17 protein-coding genes are annotated in these 22,512 nt (G+C 55.3%); 9 read left to right on the forward strand and 8 right to left on the reverse strand.

Annotated elements, in window-relative coordinates; translation table 11 throughout:
- The first annotated feature begins 169 nt into the window (after nt 1–169).
- The 9 genes from JSS75_06355 (at nt 170) to JSS75_06395 (ending at nt 13,480) form a co-directional block, all read left to right on the forward strand.
- Nucleotides 170–3,166, forward strand: a complete 2,997-nt coding sequence (locus JSS75_06355; protein ID MBS1903305.1) for a choice-of-anchor D domain-containing protein — start codon at nt 170–172, stop codon at nt 3,164–3,166.
- 344 nt (nt 3,167–3,510) lie between these two features.
- Nucleotides 3,511–6,510, forward strand: coding sequence for a choice-of-anchor D domain-containing protein (locus JSS75_06360; GenBank protein MBS1903306.1), 3,000 nt, complete (start codon nt 3,511–3,513; stop codon nt 6,508–6,510).
- A 259-nt stretch (nt 6,511–6,769) separates the two neighbouring features.
- The gene (locus tag JSS75_06365; GenBank protein ID MBS1903307.1) at nt 6,770–7,216 is read left to right on the forward strand and encodes an Hsp20/alpha crystallin family protein; all 447 of its coding nucleotides are present in this window, start codon (nt 6,770–6,772) and stop codon (nt 7,214–7,216) included.
- 275 nt (nt 7,217–7,491) lie between these two features.
- Nucleotides 7,492–9,396: a molecular chaperone DnaK gene (gene dnaK / locus JSS75_06370; GenBank protein MBS1903308.1), complete on the forward strand. Its 1,905-nt coding sequence runs from the start codon at nt 7,492–7,494 to the stop codon at nt 9,394–9,396.
- Between the two features lie 363 nt (nt 9,397–9,759).
- Complete coding sequence (locus JSS75_06375) at nt 9,760–10,467, forward strand: HNH endonuclease (GenBank protein ID MBS1903309.1); 708 nt, start codon at nt 9,760–9,762, stop codon at nt 10,465–10,467.
- A gap of 14 nt (nt 10,468–10,481) precedes the next feature.
- Nucleotides 10,482–11,120 carry a DUF5343 domain-containing protein gene (locus JSS75_06380; protein MBS1903310.1) on the forward strand — a complete coding sequence of 213 codons (639 nt, stop codon included), beginning with the start codon at nt 10,482–10,484 and terminating at the stop codon, nt 11,118–11,120.
- Nucleotides 11,113–11,700 carry a hypothetical protein gene (locus JSS75_06385; protein MBS1903311.1) on the forward strand — a complete coding sequence of 196 codons (588 nt, stop codon included), beginning with the start codon at nt 11,113–11,115 and terminating at the stop codon, nt 11,698–11,700. The genes JSS75_06380 and JSS75_06385 overlap by 8 nt, the downstream gene beginning before the upstream one ends.
- Nucleotides 11,701–12,238: 538 nt before the next feature.
- The gene (locus tag JSS75_06390; GenBank protein ID MBS1903312.1) at nt 12,239–12,814 is read left to right on the forward strand and encodes a sigma-70 family RNA polymerase sigma factor; all 576 of its coding nucleotides are present in this window, start codon (nt 12,239–12,241) and stop codon (nt 12,812–12,814) included.
- Nucleotides 12,815–12,829: 15 nt separating this feature from the next.
- Nucleotides 12,830–13,480, forward strand: a complete 651-nt coding sequence (locus JSS75_06395) for a hypothetical protein (protein ID MBS1903313.1) — start codon at nt 12,830–12,832, stop codon at nt 13,478–13,480.
- 122 nt (nt 13,481–13,602) lie between these two features.
- Here JSS75_06395 and JSS75_06400 read toward each other — a convergent pair whose 3' ends face one another.
- Genes JSS75_06400 through aroA form a run of 8 tightly spaced genes read right to left on the reverse strand, consistent with a single transcriptional unit; the run spans nt 13,603 to nt 22,506 of the window.
- Nucleotides 13,603–15,483: a UbiD family decarboxylase gene (locus JSS75_06400; protein MBS1903314.1), complete on the reverse strand. Its 1,881-nt coding sequence runs from the start codon at nt 15,481–15,483 to the stop codon at nt 13,603–13,605.
- Nucleotides 15,484–15,486: 3 nt separating this feature from the next.
- Nucleotides 15,487–16,071 (reverse strand): UbiX family flavin prenyltransferase, encoded by a 585-nt coding sequence (locus JSS75_06405; protein MBS1903315.1) that lies wholly within the window; start codon nt 16,069–16,071, stop codon nt 15,487–15,489.
- The gene (locus JSS75_06410; GenBank protein MBS1903316.1) at nt 16,068–16,946 is read right to left on the reverse strand and encodes a 4-hydroxybenzoate octaprenyltransferase; all 879 of its coding nucleotides are present in this window, start codon (nt 16,944–16,946) and stop codon (nt 16,068–16,070) included. The genes JSS75_06405 and JSS75_06410 overlap by 4 nt, the downstream gene beginning before the upstream one ends.
- Nucleotides 16,943–17,377, reverse strand: coding sequence for a 3-dehydroquinate dehydratase (locus JSS75_06415; GenBank protein ID MBS1903317.1), 435 nt, complete (start codon nt 17,375–17,377; stop codon nt 16,943–16,945). Before JSS75_06415 ends, JSS75_06410 begins: the two co-directional genes overlap by 4 nt.
- Nucleotides 17,374–19,077 carry a 3-dehydroquinate synthase gene (gene aroB / locus JSS75_06420; GenBank protein MBS1903318.1) on the reverse strand — a complete coding sequence of 568 codons (1,704 nt, stop codon included), beginning with the start codon at nt 19,075–19,077 and terminating at the stop codon, nt 17,374–17,376. Before aroB ends, JSS75_06415 begins: the two co-directional genes overlap by 4 nt.
- Nucleotides 19,074–20,249, reverse strand: coding sequence for a chorismate synthase (gene aroC, locus JSS75_06425; GenBank protein ID MBS1903319.1), 1,176 nt, complete (start codon nt 20,247–20,249; stop codon nt 19,074–19,076). Before aroC ends, aroB begins: the two co-directional genes overlap by 4 nt.
- Nucleotides 20,249–21,154 (reverse strand): hypothetical protein, encoded by a 906-nt coding sequence (locus tag JSS75_06430; protein ID MBS1903320.1) that lies wholly within the window; start codon nt 21,152–21,154, stop codon nt 20,249–20,251. The genes aroC and JSS75_06430 overlap by 1 nt, the downstream gene beginning before the upstream one ends.
- Nucleotides 21,151–22,506 carry a 3-phosphoshikimate 1-carboxyvinyltransferase gene (gene aroA / locus JSS75_06435; GenBank protein ID MBS1903321.1) on the reverse strand — a complete coding sequence of 452 codons (1,356 nt, stop codon included), beginning with the start codon at nt 22,504–22,506 and terminating at the stop codon, nt 21,151–21,153. Before aroA ends, JSS75_06430 begins: the two co-directional genes overlap by 4 nt.
- Between the last annotated feature and the right edge of the window lie 6 nt (nt 22,507–22,512).

Consider the following 22,512-nt stretch of genomic DNA (forward strand, 5'->3'; position numbering starts at 1 on the left):
TGGGTTTTTATTTTCTTGTTTTTTGTTGTATGGTCCCAAAAGTATATTATATTTGCCCCCATCGTGTAGCGTTATGTGCTATGCGGAAACACACGAAGACTTCATCTCTCTTCATCCGCGACAGCACGAACGGGATACTGTAACTTCATCGATCAACCCTAAACTCACTATGAAATCCAACTTTCGTGTGTGGAAGCGAGGCGTCATGGTGCTTGTCATTACGTCGGTAATCACAGCGCTTTGTGGACTTTCTTCAAACTCTCTTGCTCAGAATGCGGGCCGCGTGAATAACTATGGCCTGCTAACATTCTCCGGAGGCTTCACCGATGTCACCAGTAGCGGGACTCCCCTCTACCAGTATTGCGGTAGTTACTCATACGCCTTCGGCAGCAATGTCGGCTCTGTCAGCATGCCGTTCGCATTCAATTATGACAGTGTGAACTACGCCGCCGGATCGCCGCTCTATCTGCGTTGGGATGCGACTATGGGCTTCCAGCAGACATACAATTCGAATTACGGCGGTGGTATGACTAACGGCTCGATGCCGAACCAGATTATGATGTGGTCGCAGGCATACAACGGCTTCATTGGCTGCTATTCACCACGCTCAGGCGTGTACTACCAGACCGTCGGTACCGCGCCGAACCGTGTCTTTATCGTTGAATATGCCAACGTTGCCTTTTACTGCTACTATGGGTATAACTATGGCTACTATGTATCCGAAGAGGTGAAGTTCTACGAAACCTCGAACTACATCGACATACTATATTCACAGAACGGCAAGTATATGTACTATGCGTACAAAGGCAATATCGGTCTTACCGGCCGTACTTCGCCGAGCTACGTGTATAAAGCAGCACAATCAAGTAGTGATTTCAGCGGATTCCAAACATGGAGCACGCCGACGTCAAACTATCGCTTTAGCTGCCCGCAGGTTCGGTTTGACCGAAACATGTCGACTACCCCGAAAGTCGTGACCTTCTCGAACACGATGGTCGGCGACTCATTGACACAATACGTAACGGTTAGTCATGTGGGCACCGAACAGAACCTTACCGTCAGCAGTGCAACAACCGTCGGTTCGGCAGATTTTTCTGTCGTATCTATCCCCGGTCCCATTGCCCCGGGCGGATCCGATGTGATTGCTTTGCAGTTCAAACCCACAATCACCGGCAACCAGACGGCGACACTCACGATCGTATCGGACGGCCGAGACAGCGGAACGCAGTCGATCGTACTCAACGGGACAGGACTTGCCCCATTAATTACGGTGGATACGAACATTCTGTTCAAGAAGACACTCACAAAAATGGGACAATCCCAAATGCGACGTTTGATCATAAAGAATGTCGGCAGTGGTGTCATGTATTGGAATTCGTTTACCTTTACCGGCATCGATGCTGATCAATACAGCATCGCACAGTATCCGACAAATAATCCGATCGCAATCGGCGATATGGATAGCGTTTTTGTAGCCTACACCCCGACACGCGAGGGCCGTCATACGTCGACGATGTATATCAACACGAATGCGCTGAACAATCCGTCGGTGCCGATCCAGTTGATCGGGACGGGTATCCTGCCGCATATCGTGGTGACACCGAGTGTGATCCGGTTCGATTCGACCTACGAAGGCGATACGGCCCGTCAGTCGCTGACGGTGTACAACCCGGGCTCGGACACGCTGATCATCAAGCAGAACATGCTCGTGAGCAACGACGCCGATTTCGGTATCAACGTGCTCACCGGTACGGATGCGATCATCCCGCCGGATAAGAGCCGCACGATGACCGTCACGTTCGTCCCGAAGCAGATGGGTGCACGTCAGGGCCGCTACGTGCTCAAGACGAACATCATCCCGACGTTCGAACAACCGAGCCGCGATACGGCCGGCACCATCACGGTCGATTTCGCCGGGACGGGCGTCCCCTTCGGCGTGCTTGCGCAGAGCATCGGCGGTGCCACCCACGATACCACGATCAAAGGCACGCAGGTCTGCCGCATGGATACGCTCAGCAATAACGGCGATGCCGATATCATGCTCACCGGCTGGAACATCTCCGGCTCCAATGCTACCGACTTCACCGCGTCGGGCATCACCTTCCCCTATCTGTTGAAGGCTCGCTCGTCGGTCGTCGTGAACATCTGTGGTACGCCAAGCGACTTCGGTCTGCGCTCGGCAAAGCTCACCGTCAACGGCACCTCGAACAAGAAGGCCGTTGCGGTCAACGTGACCCTCAACGTCTACGGCTTGAAGGTCTGCGCCTCGGCCGACCCGTCGGGTCTCTTCAACGGTGCGTACGTCCTCGAGAATACCGACTCGAGCGAGTGTGTCACCGTGACCAACTGCGGCGAGCTCGCAGCGGTCTACACCGTGAAGCTCTCGAACAACGCCGATTACTCGGTGACCCCGAGCCAGTCGGCCTCGATCCCGGCAGGCGGCACGACCACCTTCTGCGTGAAGTTCCATCCGGCAGCCTACGGTGCATCGAACGCATCGCTGACCGTCTCGACGCCGAACGTCAACGACATCGTCGTCCCGATCACGGGTATCGGTGCCTGTGCGAACGTCAGTGCTCCGCAGCCGGCGATTGCATCGACCGGAAAGGACGGACACCAGCCGTTCTCCGTCACGATCACCAATGCGGGTAACTACACCTGGACCCCGGGGACCGAGACGATCACGCCGAACGACGGTGTGTTCGCCATCACCGGCTTCACGCCGGTCACCGGCAACAACGGACAGGTCGTCGTCAACGGCACGTTCAACCCAACCGAGATCAACAAGACCTACTCGGCGCAGGTCACCTTCCCGCAGGCCGCTCCGGCTTGCGCGTCGGCTCTGACGATAAACCTCTCGGCACAAAGCACCAGTGCTTCGGTACCGACGGTCGTCGAGCAGGCCGGCTTCAGCCTCGGACAGAACTATCCGAATCCGTTCGCTGCTTCGACGAGCTTCCGCTACACCACGCCGACCGAAGCACCGGTCTCGATCACGATCAGCGACCTTACCGGTCACCTCGTGAGCACGATCGCCAGTGGCCGTGTCAGCGCCGGGGAGCATCTCGTCAGCTTCGATGCTTCCGAGCTCGCTAGCGGGACATACGTCATCAGCCTCAAGAGCGGAAGTATCTCCCTCGCACGGCAGATCGTCGTCACCAAGTAATAAAGCATACTACACAGAGGTCCTAATTACACACACACGGATAGCCGGGACGTGTTGCTTCCGGGCAACACGTCCCGAATCCGCTTGATATCCCAGATTTCTTCTATGTAGAAATAACCACCCGCAATGCGGGTGGTTATTTTTTTTTGTTGAGGAAATTTTTTTTGTATTATATTTGTACCCACTGTGTAGTTTTGTGTGTGATTGGCGCAATTGGACCATCGCTCGTTCGTTGCGTCGGTACTATGAGACCCGGGACATAACTAAACCCCTGAAAGATACTGGCAGCGTACCCGGCATCAGTGTGTGTGTTTCAATTAACAACCTAAACCAACCAACTCTATATGAACACCAGGTATATTTACCTACCTCTTGTCATTGGATTGTTGTTACTTGCCTGTCTGGCTCCTACTGTCCAGACCGTGCATGCGCAACCTTCCCCGAACGGTTATGCGGCCCGAGTGAACAACTACGGCCTGGTGAGCTTCACCGGTGGTTACACCGAGATCTCGTCGACCGGTACACCGCTCTACCAGTACTGCGGTTCATACAGCTATTCGTACGGCAATAATGTCGGTTCGATCAGCATGCCGTTTGCATTCAATTATGACAGCGTGAACTACGCCGCCGGCTCACCGCTCTATGTTCGGTGGGACAATACGGTTGGTTTCTCGCAGAATTACAATGCCAACTACGATGGTACCGGTATCCAGACCGGCAGCTTCCCGAACCAGATCATGATCTGGAATCAGGCGTACATGGCATTTCAGGGATGCAGCTACCCGTACTCTGGTGTGTACTATCAAACCGTTGGTACGGCCCCGAACCGTTCACTCATTGTCGAGTACTATAATATCGCCTATTACGGATATTATGGATACTACTATGGATATACGGTTTCCGAAGAAGTAAAATTGTACGAAGCCAATAATAACATTGAGCTTCTGTACTCGTCGAATAATCGCTACATGTACTACTGCTACAAGGGGTCGATCGGCCTCTGCGGCAACTCGTCTCCGACATACGTGTATAATGCAGCACAGACCACGACGAGCTACAACTTCGGTACATGGTACACGCCGACAAACAATATCCGCTTTGTCTGCCCGTTGATCAATTACAACCGAAACATGTCTGCAACGCCGAAGGTCGTGAACTTCTCGAACACGATGGTTGGCACGCTGTCCACTGCGAACATCACGATCAAGCATGTTGGCACCGAGCAGAATCTCGCGATCCAATCGACCACACTAGCCGGTTCGGCAGACTTTTCGATCCTCTCCGCACCGACTTCCCTGTCGCCAGGGCAAAGCGGGACGCTTACCGTTCAATTCAAGCCGACGATCTTCGGCAGCCAGACCGCGACGCTCACGATCGTATCCAACGGTCGAGACAGTGGAACGCAGTCGATCGTGCTCAACGGTACCGGCCTCGCTCCGCTTATTGTCGTGGATACGAATATCCTCTTCAAGAAGACGCTAACCAAGATGGGCCAAGGCTCCACCAAGCGCCTACTCATTAGCAATACGGGTACCGGCGCTATGATATGGAATTCGTTTACCTTCACCGGCATCGATGCTGATCAATACAGCATCGCACAGTACCCGACGAATAATCCGATTCCCATCGGTACGACCGACAGTGTATTTGTGACCTACACTCCAACCCGCGAGGGGCGTCATACATCGACGATGTACATCAACACGAATGCGCTGAACAATCCGTCGGTGCCGATTCAGTTGATCGGTACGGGCATCCTGCCGCATATCGTAGTGACGCCGAGTGTGATCCGGTTCGATTCGACCTACGAAGGCGATACAGCCCGTCAGTCGCTGACGGTATATAACCCGGGTTCGGACACGCTGATCATCAAGCAGAACATGCTCGTGAGCAACGACGCCGATTTCAGCATCAACGTGCTCACCGGTACGGATGCGATCATCCCGCCGGATAAGAGCCGCACGATGACCGTCACGTTCGTCCCGAAGCAGATGGGTGCACGTCAGGGCCGCTACGTGCTCAAGACGAACATCATCCCGACGTTCGAACAACCGAGCCGCGATACGGCCGGTACCATCACGGTCGATTTCGCCGGTACCGGCGTTCCCTTCGGCGTGCTGGCTCAGAGCATCGGCGGTGCTACGTACGACACCACGATCAAAGGTACGCAGGTCTGCCGCATGGATACCCTGATGAATAACGGCGACGCCGATATCATGCTCACCGGCTGGAACATCAGCGGCTCCAACGCTGCTGACTTCTCCGCCTCGGGCATCACCTTCCCCTATCTGTTGAAGGCTCGCTCGTCGGTCGTCGTGAACATCTGCGGTACACCGAGCGACTTCGGTCTGCACTCGGCAAAGCTCACCGTCAACGGGACGTCCAACAAGAAGGCCGTCGCCGTCAACGTGACCCTCAACGTCTACGGCCTGAAGGTCTGCGCCTCGGCCGATCCGTCGGGTCTCTTCACGGGTGAGTACGTCCTCGAGAATACCGACTCGAGCGAGTGCGTCACCGTGACCAACTGCGGCGAACTCGCAGCCGTCTACACCGTGAAGCTCTCGAACAATGCGGATTACTCGGTGACCCCGAGCCAGTCGGCATCGATCCCGGCAGGCGGCGCGACCACGTTCTGCGTGAAGTTCCATCCGGCAGCCTACGGTGCATCGAACGCATCGCTGACCGTCTCGACGCCGAACGTCAACGACATCGTCGTCCCGATCACGGGTATCGGTGCATGTGCGAACGTCAGTGCTCCGCAGCCGGCGATTGCACCGACCGGCAAGGACGGACACCAGCCGTTCTCCGTCACGATCACCAATGCGGGTAACTACACCTGGACCCCGGGGACCGAGACGATCACGCCGAACGACGGTGTGTTCCTGATCACCGGCTTCACGCCGGTCGCCGGCAACAACGGACAGGTCGTCGTCAACGGCACGTTCAACCCGACCGATCTCAATAAGACCTACTCGGCGCAGGTCACCTTCCCGCAGGCCGCTCCGGCTTGCGCGTCGGCCCTGACGATCAACCTCTCGGCACAGAGCACCAGTGCGTCGGTACCGACGGTCGTCGAGCAGGCTGGCTTCAGCCTCGGTCAGAACTATCCGAATCCGTTCGCTGCATCGACGAGCTTCAGCTACACCACGCCGACCGAAGCGCCGGTCTCGATCACGATCTGCGACCTCACCGGTCACCTCGTGAGCACGATCGCTAACGGCAGAGTCAGCGCCGGTGAGCATCTCGTCAGCTTCGATGCATCCGAGCTCGCTAGCGGTACGTACGTCATCAGCCTCAAGAGCGGAAGTATCTCCCTCGCACGGCAGATCGTCGTTACCAAGTAAACAAGCGTACTACACAGAGGTCCTAATTACTCGTAAGGGGCCCGCCGCAAGGCGGGCCTTTTGCGTTATGACAAGTCCATTCGCTCCGTCAGCCTGACACTTCCCTGCCAACCTGTCCGCCACTTCGTCCGTCGTGCGCCGTTCTGTCAGTCCGGAAATCCGACTCTCCCTCGTTTTTCGCGTGTATTCGACGTTCTCGAGTTTGGCACGCTTTTTCAATTAGTGTCCATCAGAATTTAATAACTAATTGATGAGAATCATGACAAAGATCATTGCAAGACCCCGTAACGAATTCGATGTATTCCCCCGCTACTTCCGCCACATGTTCGAGGACATCAACCGCGAGCTCGGCGCTGTCGCACCGACCGGTTCGTATGTCCCCCGCGTGAACATCTCCGAGGATGCGCAGAACATCTACGTCGCCGCCGAACTTCCGGGCATGACGAAAGAGGACGTGAAGATCACCGTGACCGAAGGCGTGCTCACGATCCGTGGCGAGAAGAAGAGCGAAGCAAAGCAGGAAGGCCGCAACTACCATCGCATTGAGCGCCGCTTTGGCGAGTTCGTGCGCCAGTTCACGCTCCCGGACAACGTGCAGGAAGAGAACGTCCACGCTTCGTTCAAAGATGGCGTCCTTGAGGTCGTCGTTCCGAAGAAGGAGCCGGCAAAGCCGAAGGAGCGCCAGATCGAGATCAGTGTCAACTAAGAGACACGATAGTGTTCGCATGCAGAACGTGGTCGGGCCTCGAACGCCCGGTCACGTATCTGCGTGTGCAAGAGATTGAATTCAACCACCGGGGCCACTGTTACAGGCGGCCCCGAACCTCGCAGAAAGGACGAACGGCTATGTTCATCAAGATCGTAATCTGGATCATTGTCGTGCTGGTGGCGGGACTGACCGGCGCCCAGTTCATTGCGAAGCCGAAGCGCTAAGCGCATCGGACGAACAAAGTGTATTAAACAGAAAGGTATCAGAACAGTATGAGTAAGATCATTGGAATTGACCTTGGCACTACGAACTCCTGCGTCTCCGTCATGGAAGGCACGCAGCCGGTTGTTATTGCCAATGCCGAAGGCGCACGCACGACGCCTTCGATCGTCGGCTTTACGAAGTCGGGCGAACGCCTCGTCGGTCAGGCTGCAAAGCGCCAGGCCGTCACCAACCCGACGAATACCGTGTATTCGATCAAGCGCTTCATGGGCCGCCGTGTCGACGAGATCGGCGAAGAACAGAAGCTCGTCCCCTACAAGATCACCTCGGGCGACGGCAGCTCGGTACGCGTTGACGTGCAGGGCAAAGAGTACACGCCGCAGGAGATCTCCGCGATGATCCTGCAGAAGATGAAGCAGACCGCCGAAGATTATCTCGGCACGAAGATCACCGAGGCCGTCATCACGGTCCCGGCATACTTCAACGACGCACAGCGTCAGGCCACGAAAGACGCCGGCGAGATCGCAGGCCTCACCGTGCGCCGCATCATCAACGAGCCGACGGCAGCCGCGCTTGCCTACGGACTTGATAAGAAGCAGAAGAGCGAGAAGATCGCCGTCTATGACTTCGGCGGTGGTACGTTTGATATTTCCGTGCTCGAGCTCGGCGATGGCGTCTTCGAAGTGAAGTCCACCGATGGTGATACGCACCTCGGAGGCGACAACATCGACTCGCGCTTGGTAGATTACCTCGCCGACGAATTCGTAAAATCCGACGGCATCGACCTGCGCAAGGACCCGATGGCCCTGCAACGCTTGAAGGAAGCGGCCGAGAAGGCAAAGATCGAGCTTTCGCAGCTCATGCAGACCGACGTCAATCTGCCGTTCATCACCGCAACGGCCGAAGGCCCGAAGCACATGAACCTCACGCTCACGCGCGCAAAGTTTGAGCTTTTGGTAGATGATATTCTCCAGCGTACCATCGAGCCGTGCAAACGCGCGATGGCGAACGCGAAAGTCACGCCCAACGACATTGACGAAGTCATTCTCGTCGGCGGTTCGACGCGCATCCCGAAGGTGCAAGAGCTTGTTCGCAATCTCTTCGGCAAGGAGCCGCACAAGGGTGTGAATCCGGACGAAGTCGTTGCGATCGGCGCAGCCATCCAGGGCGGCGTGCTCGCCGGTGAAGTGAAGGACGTGCTTCTTCTCGACGTTACCCCGCTCACGCTCGCGATCGAAACGCTTGGCGGCGTTGCCACGCCGATGATCCAGGCGAACACAACGATCCCGACACGCAAGAGCGAGACGTTCTCGACGGCATCCGACAATCAGCCGTCGGTCGAGATTCACATCACGCAGGGTGAACGCCCGATGGCGATCGACAACAAGTCGCTCGGCAAATTCCATCTCGACGGCATCCCGCCTGCCCCGCGCGGCGTCCCGCAGGTCGAAGTCACCTTCGACATCGACGCCAACGGCATCCTGAACGTCAGCGCAAAGGATAAGGCCAGCGGCAAGGAGCAGTCGATCCGCATCACTTCGTCGGGCGGACTCTCGAAGGAAGAGATCGCGAAGATGAAGACGGATGCCGACGCGCACAAGGCCGAGGACCTCAAGCGCAAGGAAGAGGTCGATCTGCGCAATCAGGGCGATCAGCTCGTCTTCCAGTCGAAGAAGCAGCTTGAAGAACTCAAGGACAAGATGAAGCCCGAAGCGCAGGGCAAGATCAACGATGCGGTCGCATCGCTCGAGACGGCGCTCAAGGGCTCCGACACCGGCGCGATCAAATCGGCGATCGAAAGCCTCAACAAAGCCTGGAGCGAAGCTTCGACCCAAATGTACGCCGACCAAGGCGCCGCTGCCCCACCGCAAGGCGAGCCGAATCCCGGCTCCGCCAGCACCGACGGCAAGAACGTCGAAACGGCGGACTTTGAGGTGGTGGATGAGAAGAAGTAATTCGTGGATAGACCGAATTCGCAAAAGGCGGGCAGCAGTGCCCGCCTTTTTCTTTTGCGCTAAGGCCCAACCACAGTAGGACGGACTCTTAGTCCGTCCCGAAGCGATGCGAAGCGAGCGAGGCGGTGATTCCGAAACGGCGCAGCATTCCCGAAGGCCAGCTATTAGGCTACTTCAAGATGGAACGAAATCCTATGGGGGGTCACTTATATTTGAGTGAAGACTAATGCAATCTAAGAATTTCTTGTAGTAAGTCTGTCAAGCACTTCTTGGCTGACAGACCAATTCAACTTGTTGCCATCACACTTATTTAATTAGCCATTGTGACAGTTGCGCTGGCAAAACTATCAAGCCGTAACCGTAATGAGCAAGTATAAATTTATTGTTGCTGAGAGGTATGCAATTTGGAAGGTTCTAGGGCCGCAGTGCAGATGGTGCAATCAGCCCGTGGAGTACTCTGAGTGCCACATTGATCATATCATACCAGAAAGGCTTCTAGAAAGGGGTCGGGAGAACGAGAAGCTTGAGGTACTGTCAAAATATGGACTCGACACTTCATTTGAAATCAACTCCTTTGCCAACTGGATCCCAGTTCACTCCTCTTGTAATTTGAGTAAACAGGGGAAAGTGATTGAAGCTGCCCCAATTTTCCTCGATTTACTAAATGAGGTCAAGCAGAAATCAAGTGACACAGCAGCTCTCTCCGAAAAATGGAAGAAGGAGAACAAAAGTGCGAAGCTCCTAGCCACGATTGAAAGAGGAGCTGAATTAGGCTCCATCAGCATACAAACTGTTACGCGAATCTTCGCTGGGATTAATGATAACCAATCGCCCATCGCGGGGCTAACTGGCAGTACGATCAACAACTCTGTTTTCTTCGTCCCAAACAACCAAGTTTGGCAAGTTCTGTCGACCGAAGACGGCTTTTATACTTTGCAGAAGGATGGGATGGTAGGCCTTTCGCCAGTGGACCCATCTGCTGATCCGAAGTGGCTTTGTACACACTGTATGAATTACGGACCTTGGGATGGAAACCAGTGTCTAATCTGTGGCAAGTTTTCATTTGACTAATTCTAACTACGAACATGGCAGAGAAGAAGATTCCCTACTTCGCGGTCCCAGGGACTATCACGAAGATATTAGAGAAGATCAAGACAGCGGCCACCCCTGAGAATTTTAACGGCGACTTTCTTGAAAACACACTTTTATTCAAAGGAGGCAACTATAAAACATTCATTCAGTGGGGAAAGAAAGTCGGCTTGATAAATAGCGATGGGACCCCGACTGCACTTTATAAGAAATTCAGAAATCCAACCACGTCAAGGAGCAGCTTGGGAGAGGCTCTACGGACAGGCTATGCTGATATTTTCGCAATGGACGAGAATGCTGACAAGCTTGAGAAGTCGAAATTCAAAGCTTTGGTAATGGAGGCGACGGGTGAGGCTCATGATTCCAAAGTTTTGGAGTTGATGGTTAACACATTTTGGAATGCAAAAGCTTTGGCGGATTTTGATTCGAGCACAAGCAAGAGTGAGCAGGATGTCGAAGAGGCGAACACCAATGTTAACGACAAGGCACGGATTCACCAAGAATACAAGCAACAATCCAGCGGGGTCAAACTTGGATTAAGCTATACCATCAATTTAGTTCTGCCCAAAACAGACGATCCTGCTATCTTCAATGCAATCTTCAAGTCATTAAGAGATAACCTCCTCAATGGATAAGTACGAAATAGAGTCAAAGGTTAGGTTGTTTTCGCTTGCAAATTCTTTAGCCGAAAACAGCTTGGACAAACTCGAGGTAGACCTGAATCTGGACCTCGGTAGAAAGGTACCTGTAGAGACACAACAAAAGGACTATTATTTGCAGTTTAGCCATTCCTTTCGTCAAGAAGCCCGGGAGATGGCCGTGCATTATGAAGTGTTTTACTGTCTAGAGAAGTCAATTCGAAGTCTAATAATGCAGTTGATGCAAGAGAAATATGGCTCTGACTGGTGGGAAGAAAAGGTTGACCCAACAATTCAAAAGAACGTTGAGGATAATATTAAGCGAGAGGAGGATTCTGGGTTTACACAACGATCTGAGCTGAAAATAGACTATACTACTTTCGGCGAGCTAAGTCAGATCGTGAATGCCAAGTGGGAAGCGTTTTCAGACTTATTTCGAAATCAAAGGGCGTTTCAGAAGATTATGTCAAGTCTAAACCAGCTTCGAGGACCAATCGCGCATTGTTGCCCCCTAGCGGCTGACGAGGTGGTCAGACTAGAAATTACGGTGAAGGACTGGTTTCGTCTCATGGAATAATTGTTTCGGGCTCCACTCGACATGGAATAGTCTCGACTGAAGTCAGTTGGATTGACCCCGCTTGCTTGGAACAGTAGGATACCTGATAAGTGGTGCGCCAATGCGACGTATCATTTTCGCACATAGGTGCCCGTAATGTTAAATTTTAAAACAAACAACTTACCCTCTTTGCAAAGACGACAACTTACCGTACATTTGCAGGAGTATGATTTGGCAAAGTAACAGCACCCGATCTTCGAACAGAGTCCGCCATGGCGGACTCTTCGGTTTTAAAGGGTGGGGTGAGTTTGTGCATATTCATATTGTTGATATTATAGGGGTTGCAGGTACGGGTGCTCGTAATGTATTGAGGTTACGGGTAGCCGAGGACGGACGCACGGAAGGCTCTGTCACCCTGTATTTGGCCGTTGTCCCGGATTCCTCCCTTCGGTCGGAATGACAGTTGCGGGGTGGGTACTACGGAACGATGGCCGTATCTTTCTTCTTGTAGCGCGAAATAAGTTTGTCGGGTATTCGTCTAACCATACAGACGGAGACAATGACGACGCAATTAGCATTGAGCCCTGCACAGCGACACCAGGCGACCAGCGAGGCGATCAGGATTGAGCGGCGAAAGCTGCTCGACTTCATACGCCGTCGCGTCCCGAGCGAAGCCGATGCGGAAGACATTCTGCAGGATGTCTTCTATCAGTTCGCGAACGCAATGCAGGACGGCGTTATCACCCAAACAACCGCCTGGCTCTACCGTGTTGCGGGAAACCGGATCATCGACTGGTACCGCAAAAAGAAGACCGAGAACTTCTCGCAGGTGAATGCCGCAATGGGCGGCAGCGAAGACGGAGAATTCGACATCGAAGACATGATCTTCGACCTCGAGGACGGACCTGAAGCAGTGCTCGAACGCGAGCTGATCTGGGACGAAATCACCGCTGCGCTCGACGAGTTGCCGACCGAACAACGCGAGGCCTTCGTCCAACAGGAAATGCAAGGCCGCAGCTTCCGCGAGATGTCTGCCGAAACCGGCACACCCATTAATACCCTCATTTCACGCAAACGCTACGCCGTGCTTTTCTTGCGCGAGCGGTTGCAAGATCTCTACGACAATCTGTTTTGAAAGAAAGGAAAGGTTATGTTTACTCATGATATGAACGACCGCAACAAGTGGATGAAAGTCCCGATGGCGATCCTCTTCGGAGCCCTAGCGGTTGGTGTCTTCGGGTGGGTCGCGATGTCGCTGTGGAATTTCACGGTGCCCGACCTCTTCCACGGCCCGGTCCTCTCCTATTGGCAGGCGGTTGCACTGCTGATCTTGTCGAAGATATTCTTCGGCGGATTCCATGGCAGGCATCGCCACCGCGGCGGGCATCATGGCCCTCAATGCGGCAGCGACACGATGCCGAACGACTTGCACAACGAGTCGGACAAGAAGGAATGGTCACGCTACCTGCTTCGGATGATGTGGATGAAGCAGATGCACAAGATCTACTGGATGAAGCATCTCACTCCCCAGGAGCGCGAGAATCTGACGGAAGAGTGGAAACGCGGGTGGACCGAACCCTACAAGCCGTGGGAGGACATGCCGGGTGATTGGCTCAATCAATCGGAAAAGGAGGAATGGTCGCGGTACGTCTTGCGCATGCTGTGGCTCAAGCAGATGCATAAGATCTACTGGATGAAGAACCTCACCCCGGAGCAACGTGAGCAGATGCGAGAAGAGTGGAAACGTAATTGGACCGAAGACTTCAAACCGTGGGAAGAAGAGACGAAACCGAATCCGTGAAATTGCATGTCATTCTGACCCTGAACGAAGTGAAGGGGAAGAATCTCTTCAGGCGTGTACGAAGCCCGGAGGCAATCCGAAAGGGATTCTTCGCTTTGCTCAGAATGACGTGATGAGGAGAATCAGAATCCGAATTCCTTCCAACGTTCATTGACACGGGAGACGATCACCGGATCCATGATGCACGGATTCGGATACCCTGTCTTCCACGTGGCATCGATGCCCATGATGCCTCGATAGATCGGGACGGTCCGTTCAAGGTGCGACGACGTAAAGAATACATCACGCGCCGCATCGAAGCGGGTGAAGATGCCCCAGAGGACTTCAAGATCGGAGTTAAGGTCAACGTCCTCGCTAACCGCCGCGACGATCTTTGTGCCGCGAGGCAAGTAGCGGACAGCATCGACAGAGATAAGCTTCTTGACGACTTCGCTTCCTACCGTCTCCTGCGGCGCAGCAAACTCAGCCTCGGTCTTCTTCGCCGCATTCTCAGCCGTAGAGAACGGGCCTCGTACTTTGACAACCAACAGCGTATCCTCAATGAGGCGAGAGCCGACGATTCGACCGTCGATGTTCGAGAGCTCAGCGGAAGCCGTCCCCGTCATCCCAACGAATTCGTTAACCTCACGGGCAGGATATGCTCCCCCGCTCGCCGACGCCGAGAATTTCCTCGTTGCATCGAGGATCATCTTCGAGCCGAGGTTCATCGTGTAGGACGTGAAGTCGAGCGTATCGAGCGGGACGCGGGGAATGATGATCAAATCGTAGTGCGGATCGAAATTCTCGCCGATGGCACGAATGAGGGCACGATGATCTCGATTCTTGACGTCATGATCGACAACGACAGCACATTTCGTCAGCGAAAGCTGACCGTCGGCAACGAGCGACAAGGCGGTCTTCATCGCCTCTTTTCCGTAGCGTTGCTGCATTGCGATTCCGAGCAAGTTATGGAATCCGGCCTCAAAGAATGCCCAGATGTCGCTGACTTCGGGGTGCATGAGTCGGGCCAACGGACTTAAGATCCGTTGCGTGGCGTCGCCAAGCCACTTGTCTTCCATCGGTGGCTTTCCGACAACGGTTGCTGCGAAGATCGGATTTTCGCGGGTAGTGATCTTCTTGACGTTGAAGACCGGAAACATCCCCGCATGAGAGTAGTGACCGAAGTGATCACCGAACGGGCCCTCGAGCCGACGCGTCACGCGCGGCACGATGCCTTCGAGGACGAACTCGGCATCGGCGGGTACTTGGATGCTGACCGACTTCCCTCTCGTCATCCGAGTCGCCTCGCCGCGAAGAAAGCCGGCGAACATGACCTCGTCGATCCCCTCGGGCAGCGGCGCGATTGTCGCAAGCAGCATTGCAGGGTCGGTCCCAACGGCAATGGCGATCTCGAGGTCGCGGTTCATCGACTCGGCAACGCGGTAATGAAAGCCGCCGCCCTTCTGGATCTGCCAGTGAATGCCCGTCGTCTGCTCGTCGAAGACTTGGACACGGTACATCCCCACGTTTCGTTTGCCGGTACGCGGGTCGTAGGTAAAGACTTCGGGCAACGTGATAAACTTGCCGGCGTCGTCCTGCCAGGTTTGCAGGATCGGAAGATCCGACAGCTTCGTCGCAATATCAAGCCTCGGCGTGGCAGTCGCCTTGGCACGGGCGGCAACAATGCGACGGCCGAGCGACATGGCCGACTCGTAGATCGCCTTTGGCTTCGGGGGCATCAGTTGCTCGGCGACGTGAATGAGTTGCTGACCCAAGGCATCGGGCGACGTACCGATCGCAAGTTCGACCCGACGGTCGCTTGCGAGGATGTTCATTGCAAGCGGATATTTCGAGCCTATGACATTCTCGAACAGAAGGGCTTTGCGTCCTTCGCGCATCGCACGGACGGCGATCTCGCTGGTTTCGAGAAAAGGGTCTACCGGAGCACTGATCCGCAGAAGCTCTCCTTCGGCGTCGAGAACTCGAAGAAAATCACGAAGCGTATGGATCGGAGCGCGGCGCATGGGTTATTCGAGGTCCTCGCTTCGCCAGCCGCCGCCGACATCGACGCCGCAGTGTTGCAGGACTTTGTCGACAAACCCCTGGACGTACTTCTCCACTGTATCAGGCACATAGTACAGTGGAGGGCTGATCGGCATAACAATGACGCCTTCACGAGAAAGCATCGCAAGCTGTTCGAGCGTGATGGTCGAAAGCGGCGTCTCGCGAACGCAGATGATCATCTTCGTCCGCTCCTTCAGGCAGACGGCTGCCGTTCGCGTGATAAGCGTATCACCAATTCCCGCGGCGATCTTGCCGATCGTCGAGGTCGACGCGGGGATGATGACGTATGCGTCGATGCGGTTCGTGCCTGAGGCTAGAGGCGCTGTCAGGTCAGTATCGGCAAAGGCACGCTTGTAGTAGGGCGCAAGCTGCTTTTCAGGATCGGCGAGGCCAAGTTCGTCCTTGGCAACAGCCTTTCCCCACTTACTCATGACGACGAACTTGTCACCCGGGCAGCGTTTCAGAAAATCCTGAGCATACACACTACCGCTCGAGCCGGTAATCCCGACGGCAATGCGAAGCGGCTTTGGTGCGGCGATTTCACTCATGGCAACGCAAGCTCCACACCGGTGAGAACGAAACTGAAGACGACAAAGCCAAGCAACGCATTGATCTTGAAGAATGCAAGTTCGACATCTTCCGCTTTCGCCTGTTCGAGATACAGCAGGTATCCTGCGGCGATCAGCAGGATGGCAACAACGATGCTCCCTGCGAAGGCAGAAAGATAAACACCAGCCAACAGTAGGAAGGCGAGCACATGAATGAAGCCGGAATAACGCAATGCGCGCTTCTTGCCAAAACGAGCTGGGAACGAGAACAGGCCCTCCTTCTTGTCGAACTCTTCGTCGGCAGTAGCATAGATGATATCAAAGCCTGCCACCCAACACCACGTAAAGAGGAAGAGACAGGCTGCGGGCAAGATTCGCATGTCAACCATGGGGTTAACCGCGAAATAACCGCCGAGCGAGCCTAGTGCGAGCGAGAGGCCCACGCCAAAATGCGCGAGCACCGTGAATCGTTTGAGAAACGGATACAAGCCGAACACCAGCAGTGGGATCGGAGAGAGCGCAAAGCATAGCGAGTTGATCTGCGACGCGGCGATGAGATAGATGACAATACCCGCCGCAAGGACACTGTATCCTTGTGACAGTGTCATTCTACCACTCGGGAGATCACGTGTCGCAGTACGAGGATTCTTCGCATCAATGTGGCGATCCACGATACGATTCATCGCGAAGCCGGTCGTGCGGGCTCCGGTCGCGGCAACGAGCACCAATACCCCAAGCTTAATGAGCTCGAACGTGCTCGGCACAGGCTGATGTGCGTTCGAAAGCGCAAAGTAGCCGAGCGCCATACCCGAGTAGATCATCGGGAGCGAAAAGAGCGTATGCTCGATCTTGACGAATGAAAAATACTTGTTCACGATATCGTTGCAGCGAGTGTCCGAAGCGCCTCTTCATACCCGGCGGCTCCCTTGCCCATGATACGCGTCACATTGGGCAGCCCCTCAAACACCGATCGCTGCCGAAAACTTTCACGTTTCGACAGGTCGGAAAGATGCACTTCGGTCAAGGGTTTAGCGAACGCTGCAATCGCGTCACGCAGCGCATACGAGTAATGTGTATATGCCCCCGGATTCATGATGATGGCATCCGCCCACTTGCGAAATTGATGAATCAGGTCCACGAGCACCCCCTCATGATTCGACTGGAATGCTCGGACGCCAACACCCAGCTCGGCCGCAATACGGTACAAGCGTTCGTTAATATCAGCGAGCGTATCGTGTCCGTACACTTCCGGCTCACGTTCGCCGAGCAAGTTCAGATTCGGGCCGTGCAAGATGAGAATATTCATACTACCGAAAGGGCGAATGCGATCGCGCGTTTGATCGCGGATGTGTCAACATCGTTGACCGCCACTGCTCTACCGATACGCTCCAGCAGGATCAACCGGTTTGCTCCACGACTACTCTTCTTGTCCGAACGCATGTGCGAGTATACCTCATCTACGGTGCAATCGACCGACGGCACCGGCAAACGACCAAGCACCACTTCGATCTGTTGCCAATCGTCCTCGGGAAGCATCCCTTCCTCCATCGACAACCACGCGGCAGCTCGCATCCCGAGCGCAACGGCCTCGCCATGAAGCAGTGAAGTAAACCCGGTGGCAGACTCGAACGCATGAGCGAACGTGTGGCCGAAGTTCAGCAGCTCCCGCACGCCGGACTTTCGTTCGAACTCGTCGGAGTCGGTGTAGCGAAGCTTTTCCTTGACTGCATCACGGATCAGTACCTCGTATCCGGGATCGATGCCCCGCAGCAAGCGTCGGATGGACTTGGAGAGTCGAGCCCATAATTCCTCGTTACCGATCAACGCATACTTTAGGAGTTCAGAGAGACCGGACTGCAATTCGCGTTTGGGAAGCGTCTGTAGGTAGAGCGGATCAACGATCACACGTCGCGGTGGATAGAACGCTCCGAGCATATTCTTGCCCCCCTCGAAATCGATCCCTGTCTTGCCTCCGATCGAAGCATCGATCTGACCGATCAAGCTTGTCGGAACGTGAACCAACGGGATTCCCCGTTTATAGATACTTGCAGCGAAGCCAACCAGATCCGTTACCACACCACCTCCGAGGGCGACTACGAGATCGTCCTTACGCGACACTCCAAGCGTCGAGAACTCCCGGAGCAGTTCAAAAAGCTGCGTCTCGTTCTTGTGTGTCTCACCGGCATCCACAGTAATTTGATGGATCGACAGCAAGTCGCGCGTTTCTTTGGCCAGCGATTGTGTGAGTTTCTTCAGATGGAGCGGAGCGACATTTGAATCGGTCACGAGCACGATGCGGCTCGCGGCGAAATCCCACGCTGAGCGCGCAAGTTCGACCGCTGTGATACCGCTACCGACGGAGACCGGATAGTCGCCGAATGCAGAGCGTGCGATCAGCGATTCAAAGCGCGGACGAAGTTTGACGCGCCGCGACATCTGCTCGAGTGCCTTCATCAACTCTTGCGCCAGGTCCTCTGCATCGCGCTCCCCTTCGCTCTGGAAGCGGGCGACAAAGTGAAGCGTAGCCTGCTCGTAAAACTTCTGACGTGCGTTGTATAGCTCACGCAACTTCGTCGTAAGCTCTTCAACGGAGTTCGAGCGTAACAGCGGCCGCATAGTCCCGGAGAGGACACCGGCAACAACATTCTTCGCGGCTTGACGCACTGTCACGTCGATCCATACGACCACGCCGCTCCCACGCATGATCTGGCGGTTGAGCGAACTGACAGGAGTACCGCCTCCCGTTGCGATCACGTACGGCTTCTGATGAAAGTTCTGATCGGCAAGCTCGGCCAGCACATTCGTCTCAAACGCTCGAAAGGCCTCTTCGCCACCACTGTCGAAGATCTCACTGATCGTTCGTCCCGCGCGCCGTTCGATCTCCGAGTCGAGATCGATGAACGAATAGCCGCTCTTCGAGAGCTCGGAAGCAAGCGCGCGGCCGATACTTGTCTTGCCGGCACCGGGAAGGCCGGTCAGATAGATATGTCGTCCGCGCCACGTCACGATCTCCGCACCTCCTTCGCCCGGCGTGCATCGATTCGCTGCTGTAACTCAGCGAGGGTGTCGCCGCCGAATGTGTCGAGGATGGCGGCAGCAAGGGTGGTAGCAACGACCTGTTCCACAATGATCGCGAGTGCGGGCACCGCACACACGTCACTGCGTTCGATATGGGCGGCCACGGGCTCACCACTTGAAAGATCGACCGAGCGCAGCGGACGCATCAGCGTCGAGATCGGCTTCATCGCCGCACGAACGATGAGTGGCATGCCGTTGGTCATTCCCCCTTCAAGCCCGCCTGCGTGATTCGACGCTCGAGTAAGTCTGCCATCTTGCAATAGGATCTCATCGTGGTCTGCAGACCCGGGGTTCATCGCCAGCGAGATGCCGTCTCCGATCTCCACAGCCTTCACTGCCTGAATGCTCATCACCGACTGCGCGAGTAGCCCGTCGAGCTTGCGATCCCACTGGACGTGGCTCCCAATACCGATCGGCAGACCGTAGAACTCGGTCTGTACGATGCCGCCGAGGGTGTCGCCATCCTTCTTTGCTTGGTCGATCAACGCGCATGCGGATTCCGTCGCGGCCGCATCGAACATCCTGACGGCCGATGACGAAACCGTCGAACGCAGGTCATCGACTGATGCCGGTCGCCTGTGTTCGTCAACAACAACTGGTCCGATAGAACGCACGAATGACACAGAACCGATGCCGACTTCCGAAAGAAGCTTCGAACACACGGCACCGAGCGCCACTCTCATCGCGGTTTCGCGTGCACTCGCTCGTTCGAGGACGTTTCTCAGATCATCAGTGTGATCGTACTTGATGGCACCGGCAAGATCCGCATGGCCGGGGCGAGGAACGGTCACTCGAGCGACGTCAGTCTCAGTCGGAGTGACGGACATTTTCTCTGTCCAATTCTTCCAATCTTTGTTCTTGATGCGAACGGCGATCGGTGCACCTGTCGTAACGCCAAAGCGAACGCCGCTGAGTATTTCCGCCTTGTCGGATTCGATCGTTTGCCTGTGTGAGCGGCCGTAGCCCTTCTGACGCTCGGCAAGTACAGGATCGATGTCACGATCTGCCACGAGCGACAGCCCAGATGGCAGCCCCTCGACGATGCCAATAAGCGCCTCGCCGTGCGACTCGCCTGCGGTCAGTATGCGGAGCGTGGCCATCAGTCTGCGAGGTGCTTCGTGAATTTCTCCTTGAGCGAACGGTACTCGTCGTTCGTCAACGGTGACGTAGCCGGGATCATCCCATTTTGCCAGAACACCTGCGAGAGCGCAGCTTGCTCGATGAGCATCCCAAGTCCGTTCATGGTCTTTGCACCGGCGCTCGCAGCTGCGGCAAGGATAGGTGTCTGCGTAGGATTGTAGACAAGATCGATGGCCATGTCGCGGTCAGTCCATGCGAATCCGGCGAGCAGATTGCCCGGATGATTTCGCTGGCCAACCGGTGTAGCCTGAATGACGAGACGATGGCGCGATTCCGGAAAATGATTGACAGCATCGTTGATGTTCATCGTAGCGACCGAAGGCCCGGGAGCCTCGGCCACTGCAAATTCCGCAAGTGCTTTCGCGCTTGATGCAGTGCGGCTGACGATCGTCAGAGAAAGCGGCATCCACTTCGTACACAGCGCAAACGTAACGGCCTTTGCGGTGGCACCATCGCCGACGATGACAAGATGATATGGCTCCAGATCGAACTGAGGATACTCCCGCAACAACGCAGAGAGAAACCCTGCGCCATCGGTGCTTCCGCATTCCGCCAGCGCTCCGGTGAACCGTACGGCATTCGCGGAGCCGATGCTTGCCGCTGCGCCGACGTGCATCGCGGCAGAACGGAACAACTGCGTCTTGTATGGGTACGTGACGTTCGCACCAAGGTAGCCGCTCGACGATGCAGACTTCAGCCAAGAGCTGACCGAGGATTCATCGGGACATTCGACGAGGTCATACTGTAGCGTAGCGACTCCGTCCGGAGCTTTCGGACCAACGAGCGGAAATATCTCTCGATGCAGCGCATCGGAGATGGAGTGGGAAAGCTCTCGACCAAGCAGTGCTGCTTTGAATGCGGTCATGTTATCGTTATCGTCTTGCCGGCGGCCGCGGCGATCCGCGTGAGTTCGGCAAAGAACGTAGGGAAAGAGATGGAAACAACGGATGCGTCCGGAATGGTTACCTCGCCCGGGGCGCGAAGTGCGGCCACCGCCATCGCCATCGCAATACGATGATCGCCGAACGCATCGATCTGACACTGACGCGGTACAAATTCGGTTCGGCCGTCGATCTCGAGCCCGTCTTCTCGCTCTCTGACCGGTGTACCGAATTTCGATATGTTTTCGACAAGCGCCGCGATCCGGTCGCTTTCCTTGCGTCGTAGCTCTGCGGCACCGGAGATGCTACTCGTTCCACCAGCGAACATCGCAAAGACAGCAAGGATCGGAATCTCATCTTGGAGATTTGCAAACACATCAGCACCAATCCCGATCGGCTTGTACGATTGAGCGGCACGAGCGTTAATGGATATCGTCCCCCATCGTTCGCCATGAACTTCACACACGTCACTGAAGAAGATCGGCACACCGGCATCCGTGAGCACATCGAGAAATGCCGTCCGTGTTGGGTTCAGCCCCACGTTCTTGATCTCGACGTCGAGACGGAGGATCGCTGCCGCAACGACGAAGAACGCAGCGCTTGAGAGGTCCCCTGGGACCGAATACTCGAACGAGTTCGGAGCAATGATGGAGCTACTTTTGCGTATTCCTGCCCTGCCCTCTTCTCGAGTGATGTCAATCCCGAGAGCACTCAACATTCGTTCGGTATGGTCGCGACTTTGGGCGGGCTCCTCTATCCGCACCGCACCCCCGGCGACAAGGCCGGCCAATAACAACGCCGACTTCATCTGTGCCGAAGCGACGGGTAGGGTTATGTGCGCATCATGAAGTTCTCTCCCCGTGATCCGCACAGGCATCGTACCTTCATCCGAACAGGCGATCTGTGCACCAAGATGGTCGTTGAGGATATTCGCGAGCCGCTGCATCGGTCTTCGCGAAAGAGATGCATCACCGATTAGTGTGCTATCGAACGATTGTCCTGCAAGGACACCCATCAGTAGCCGTGCTGTCGTGCCGGAGTTCTCGCAGTTGATCGGTTGGTCGGGCGTACTCAAACCGCGAACCCCTACTCCATGGATGACAATTTCCGCATCAGACAGTTCGATGTGTACACCAAGCTGCCGCAGAGCCTTTAGCGTGGTTTGAACGTCATCGGCAATCGGCGCATTGGTCGGGACCGCCACAGTGCTCTGCGAGAGGGAAGCGATGACGAGAATGCGGTGCAAGATTGACTTGTCCTGCGGCACAGCACAGATCAGCCGCTCAGCCGAATGCTCAGCGACCGATTCATCGGTTCGGATGGATGCTGTTGCCATAGCCAG

The organism is Bacteroidota bacterium, assembly GCA_018266755.1.
Taxonomy (GTDB): domain Bacteria; phylum Bacteroidota; class Ignavibacteria; order Palsa-1295; family Palsa-1295; genus JAFDZW01.

Bases quoted from the DNA above. Each gene is read 5' to 3' on its own strand.
- JSS75_06355 (MBS1903305.1), top strand. From the start codon at position 170: ATGAAATCCAACTTTCGTGTGTGGAAGCGAGGCGTCATGGTGCTTGTC.
- JSS75_06360 (MBS1903306.1), top strand. From the start codon at position 3,511: ATGAACACCAGGTATATTTACCTACCTCTTGTCATTGGATTGTTGTTA.
- JSS75_06365 (MBS1903307.1), top strand. From the start codon at position 6,770: ATGACAAAGATCATTGCAAGACCCCGTAACGAATTCGATGTATTCCCC.
- dnaK (MBS1903308.1), top strand. From the start codon at position 7,492: ATGAGTAAGATCATTGGAATTGACCTTGGCACTACGAACTCCTGCGTC.
- JSS75_06375 (MBS1903309.1), top strand. From the start codon at position 9,760: ATGAGCAAGTATAAATTTATTGTTGCTGAGAGGTATGCAATTTGGAAG.
- JSS75_06380 (MBS1903310.1), top strand. From the start codon at position 10,482: ATGGCAGAGAAGAAGATTCCCTACTTCGCGGTCCCAGGGACTATCACG.
- JSS75_06385 (MBS1903311.1), top strand. From the start codon at position 11,113: ATGGATAAGTACGAAATAGAGTCAAAGGTTAGGTTGTTTTCGCTTGCA.
- JSS75_06390 (MBS1903312.1), top strand. From the start codon at position 12,239: ATGACGACGCAATTAGCATTGAGCCCTGCACAGCGACACCAGGCGACC.
- JSS75_06395 (MBS1903313.1), top strand. From the start codon at position 12,830: ATGTTTACTCATGATATGAACGACCGCAACAAGTGGATGAAAGTCCCG.
- JSS75_06400 (MBS1903314.1), bottom strand. From the start codon at position 15,483: ATGCGCCGCGCTCCGATCCATACGCTTCGTGATTTTCTTCGAGTTCTC.
- JSS75_06405 (MBS1903315.1), bottom strand. From the start codon at position 16,071: ATGAGTGAAATCGCCGCACCAAAGCCGCTTCGCATTGCCGTCGGGATT.
- JSS75_06415 (MBS1903317.1), bottom strand. From the start codon at position 17,377: ATGAATATTCTCATCTTGCACGGCCCGAATCTGAACTTGCTCGGCGAA.
- aroC (MBS1903319.1), bottom strand. From the start codon at position 20,249: ATGGCCACGCTCCGCATACTGACCGCAGGCGAGTCGCACGGCGAGGCG.
- JSS75_06430 (MBS1903320.1), bottom strand. From the start codon at position 21,154: ATGACCGCATTCAAAGCAGCACTGCTTGGTCGAGAGCTTTCCCACTCC.
- aroA (MBS1903321.1), bottom strand. From the start codon at position 22,506: ATGGCAACAGCATCCATCCGAACCGATGAATCGGTCGCTGAGCATTCG.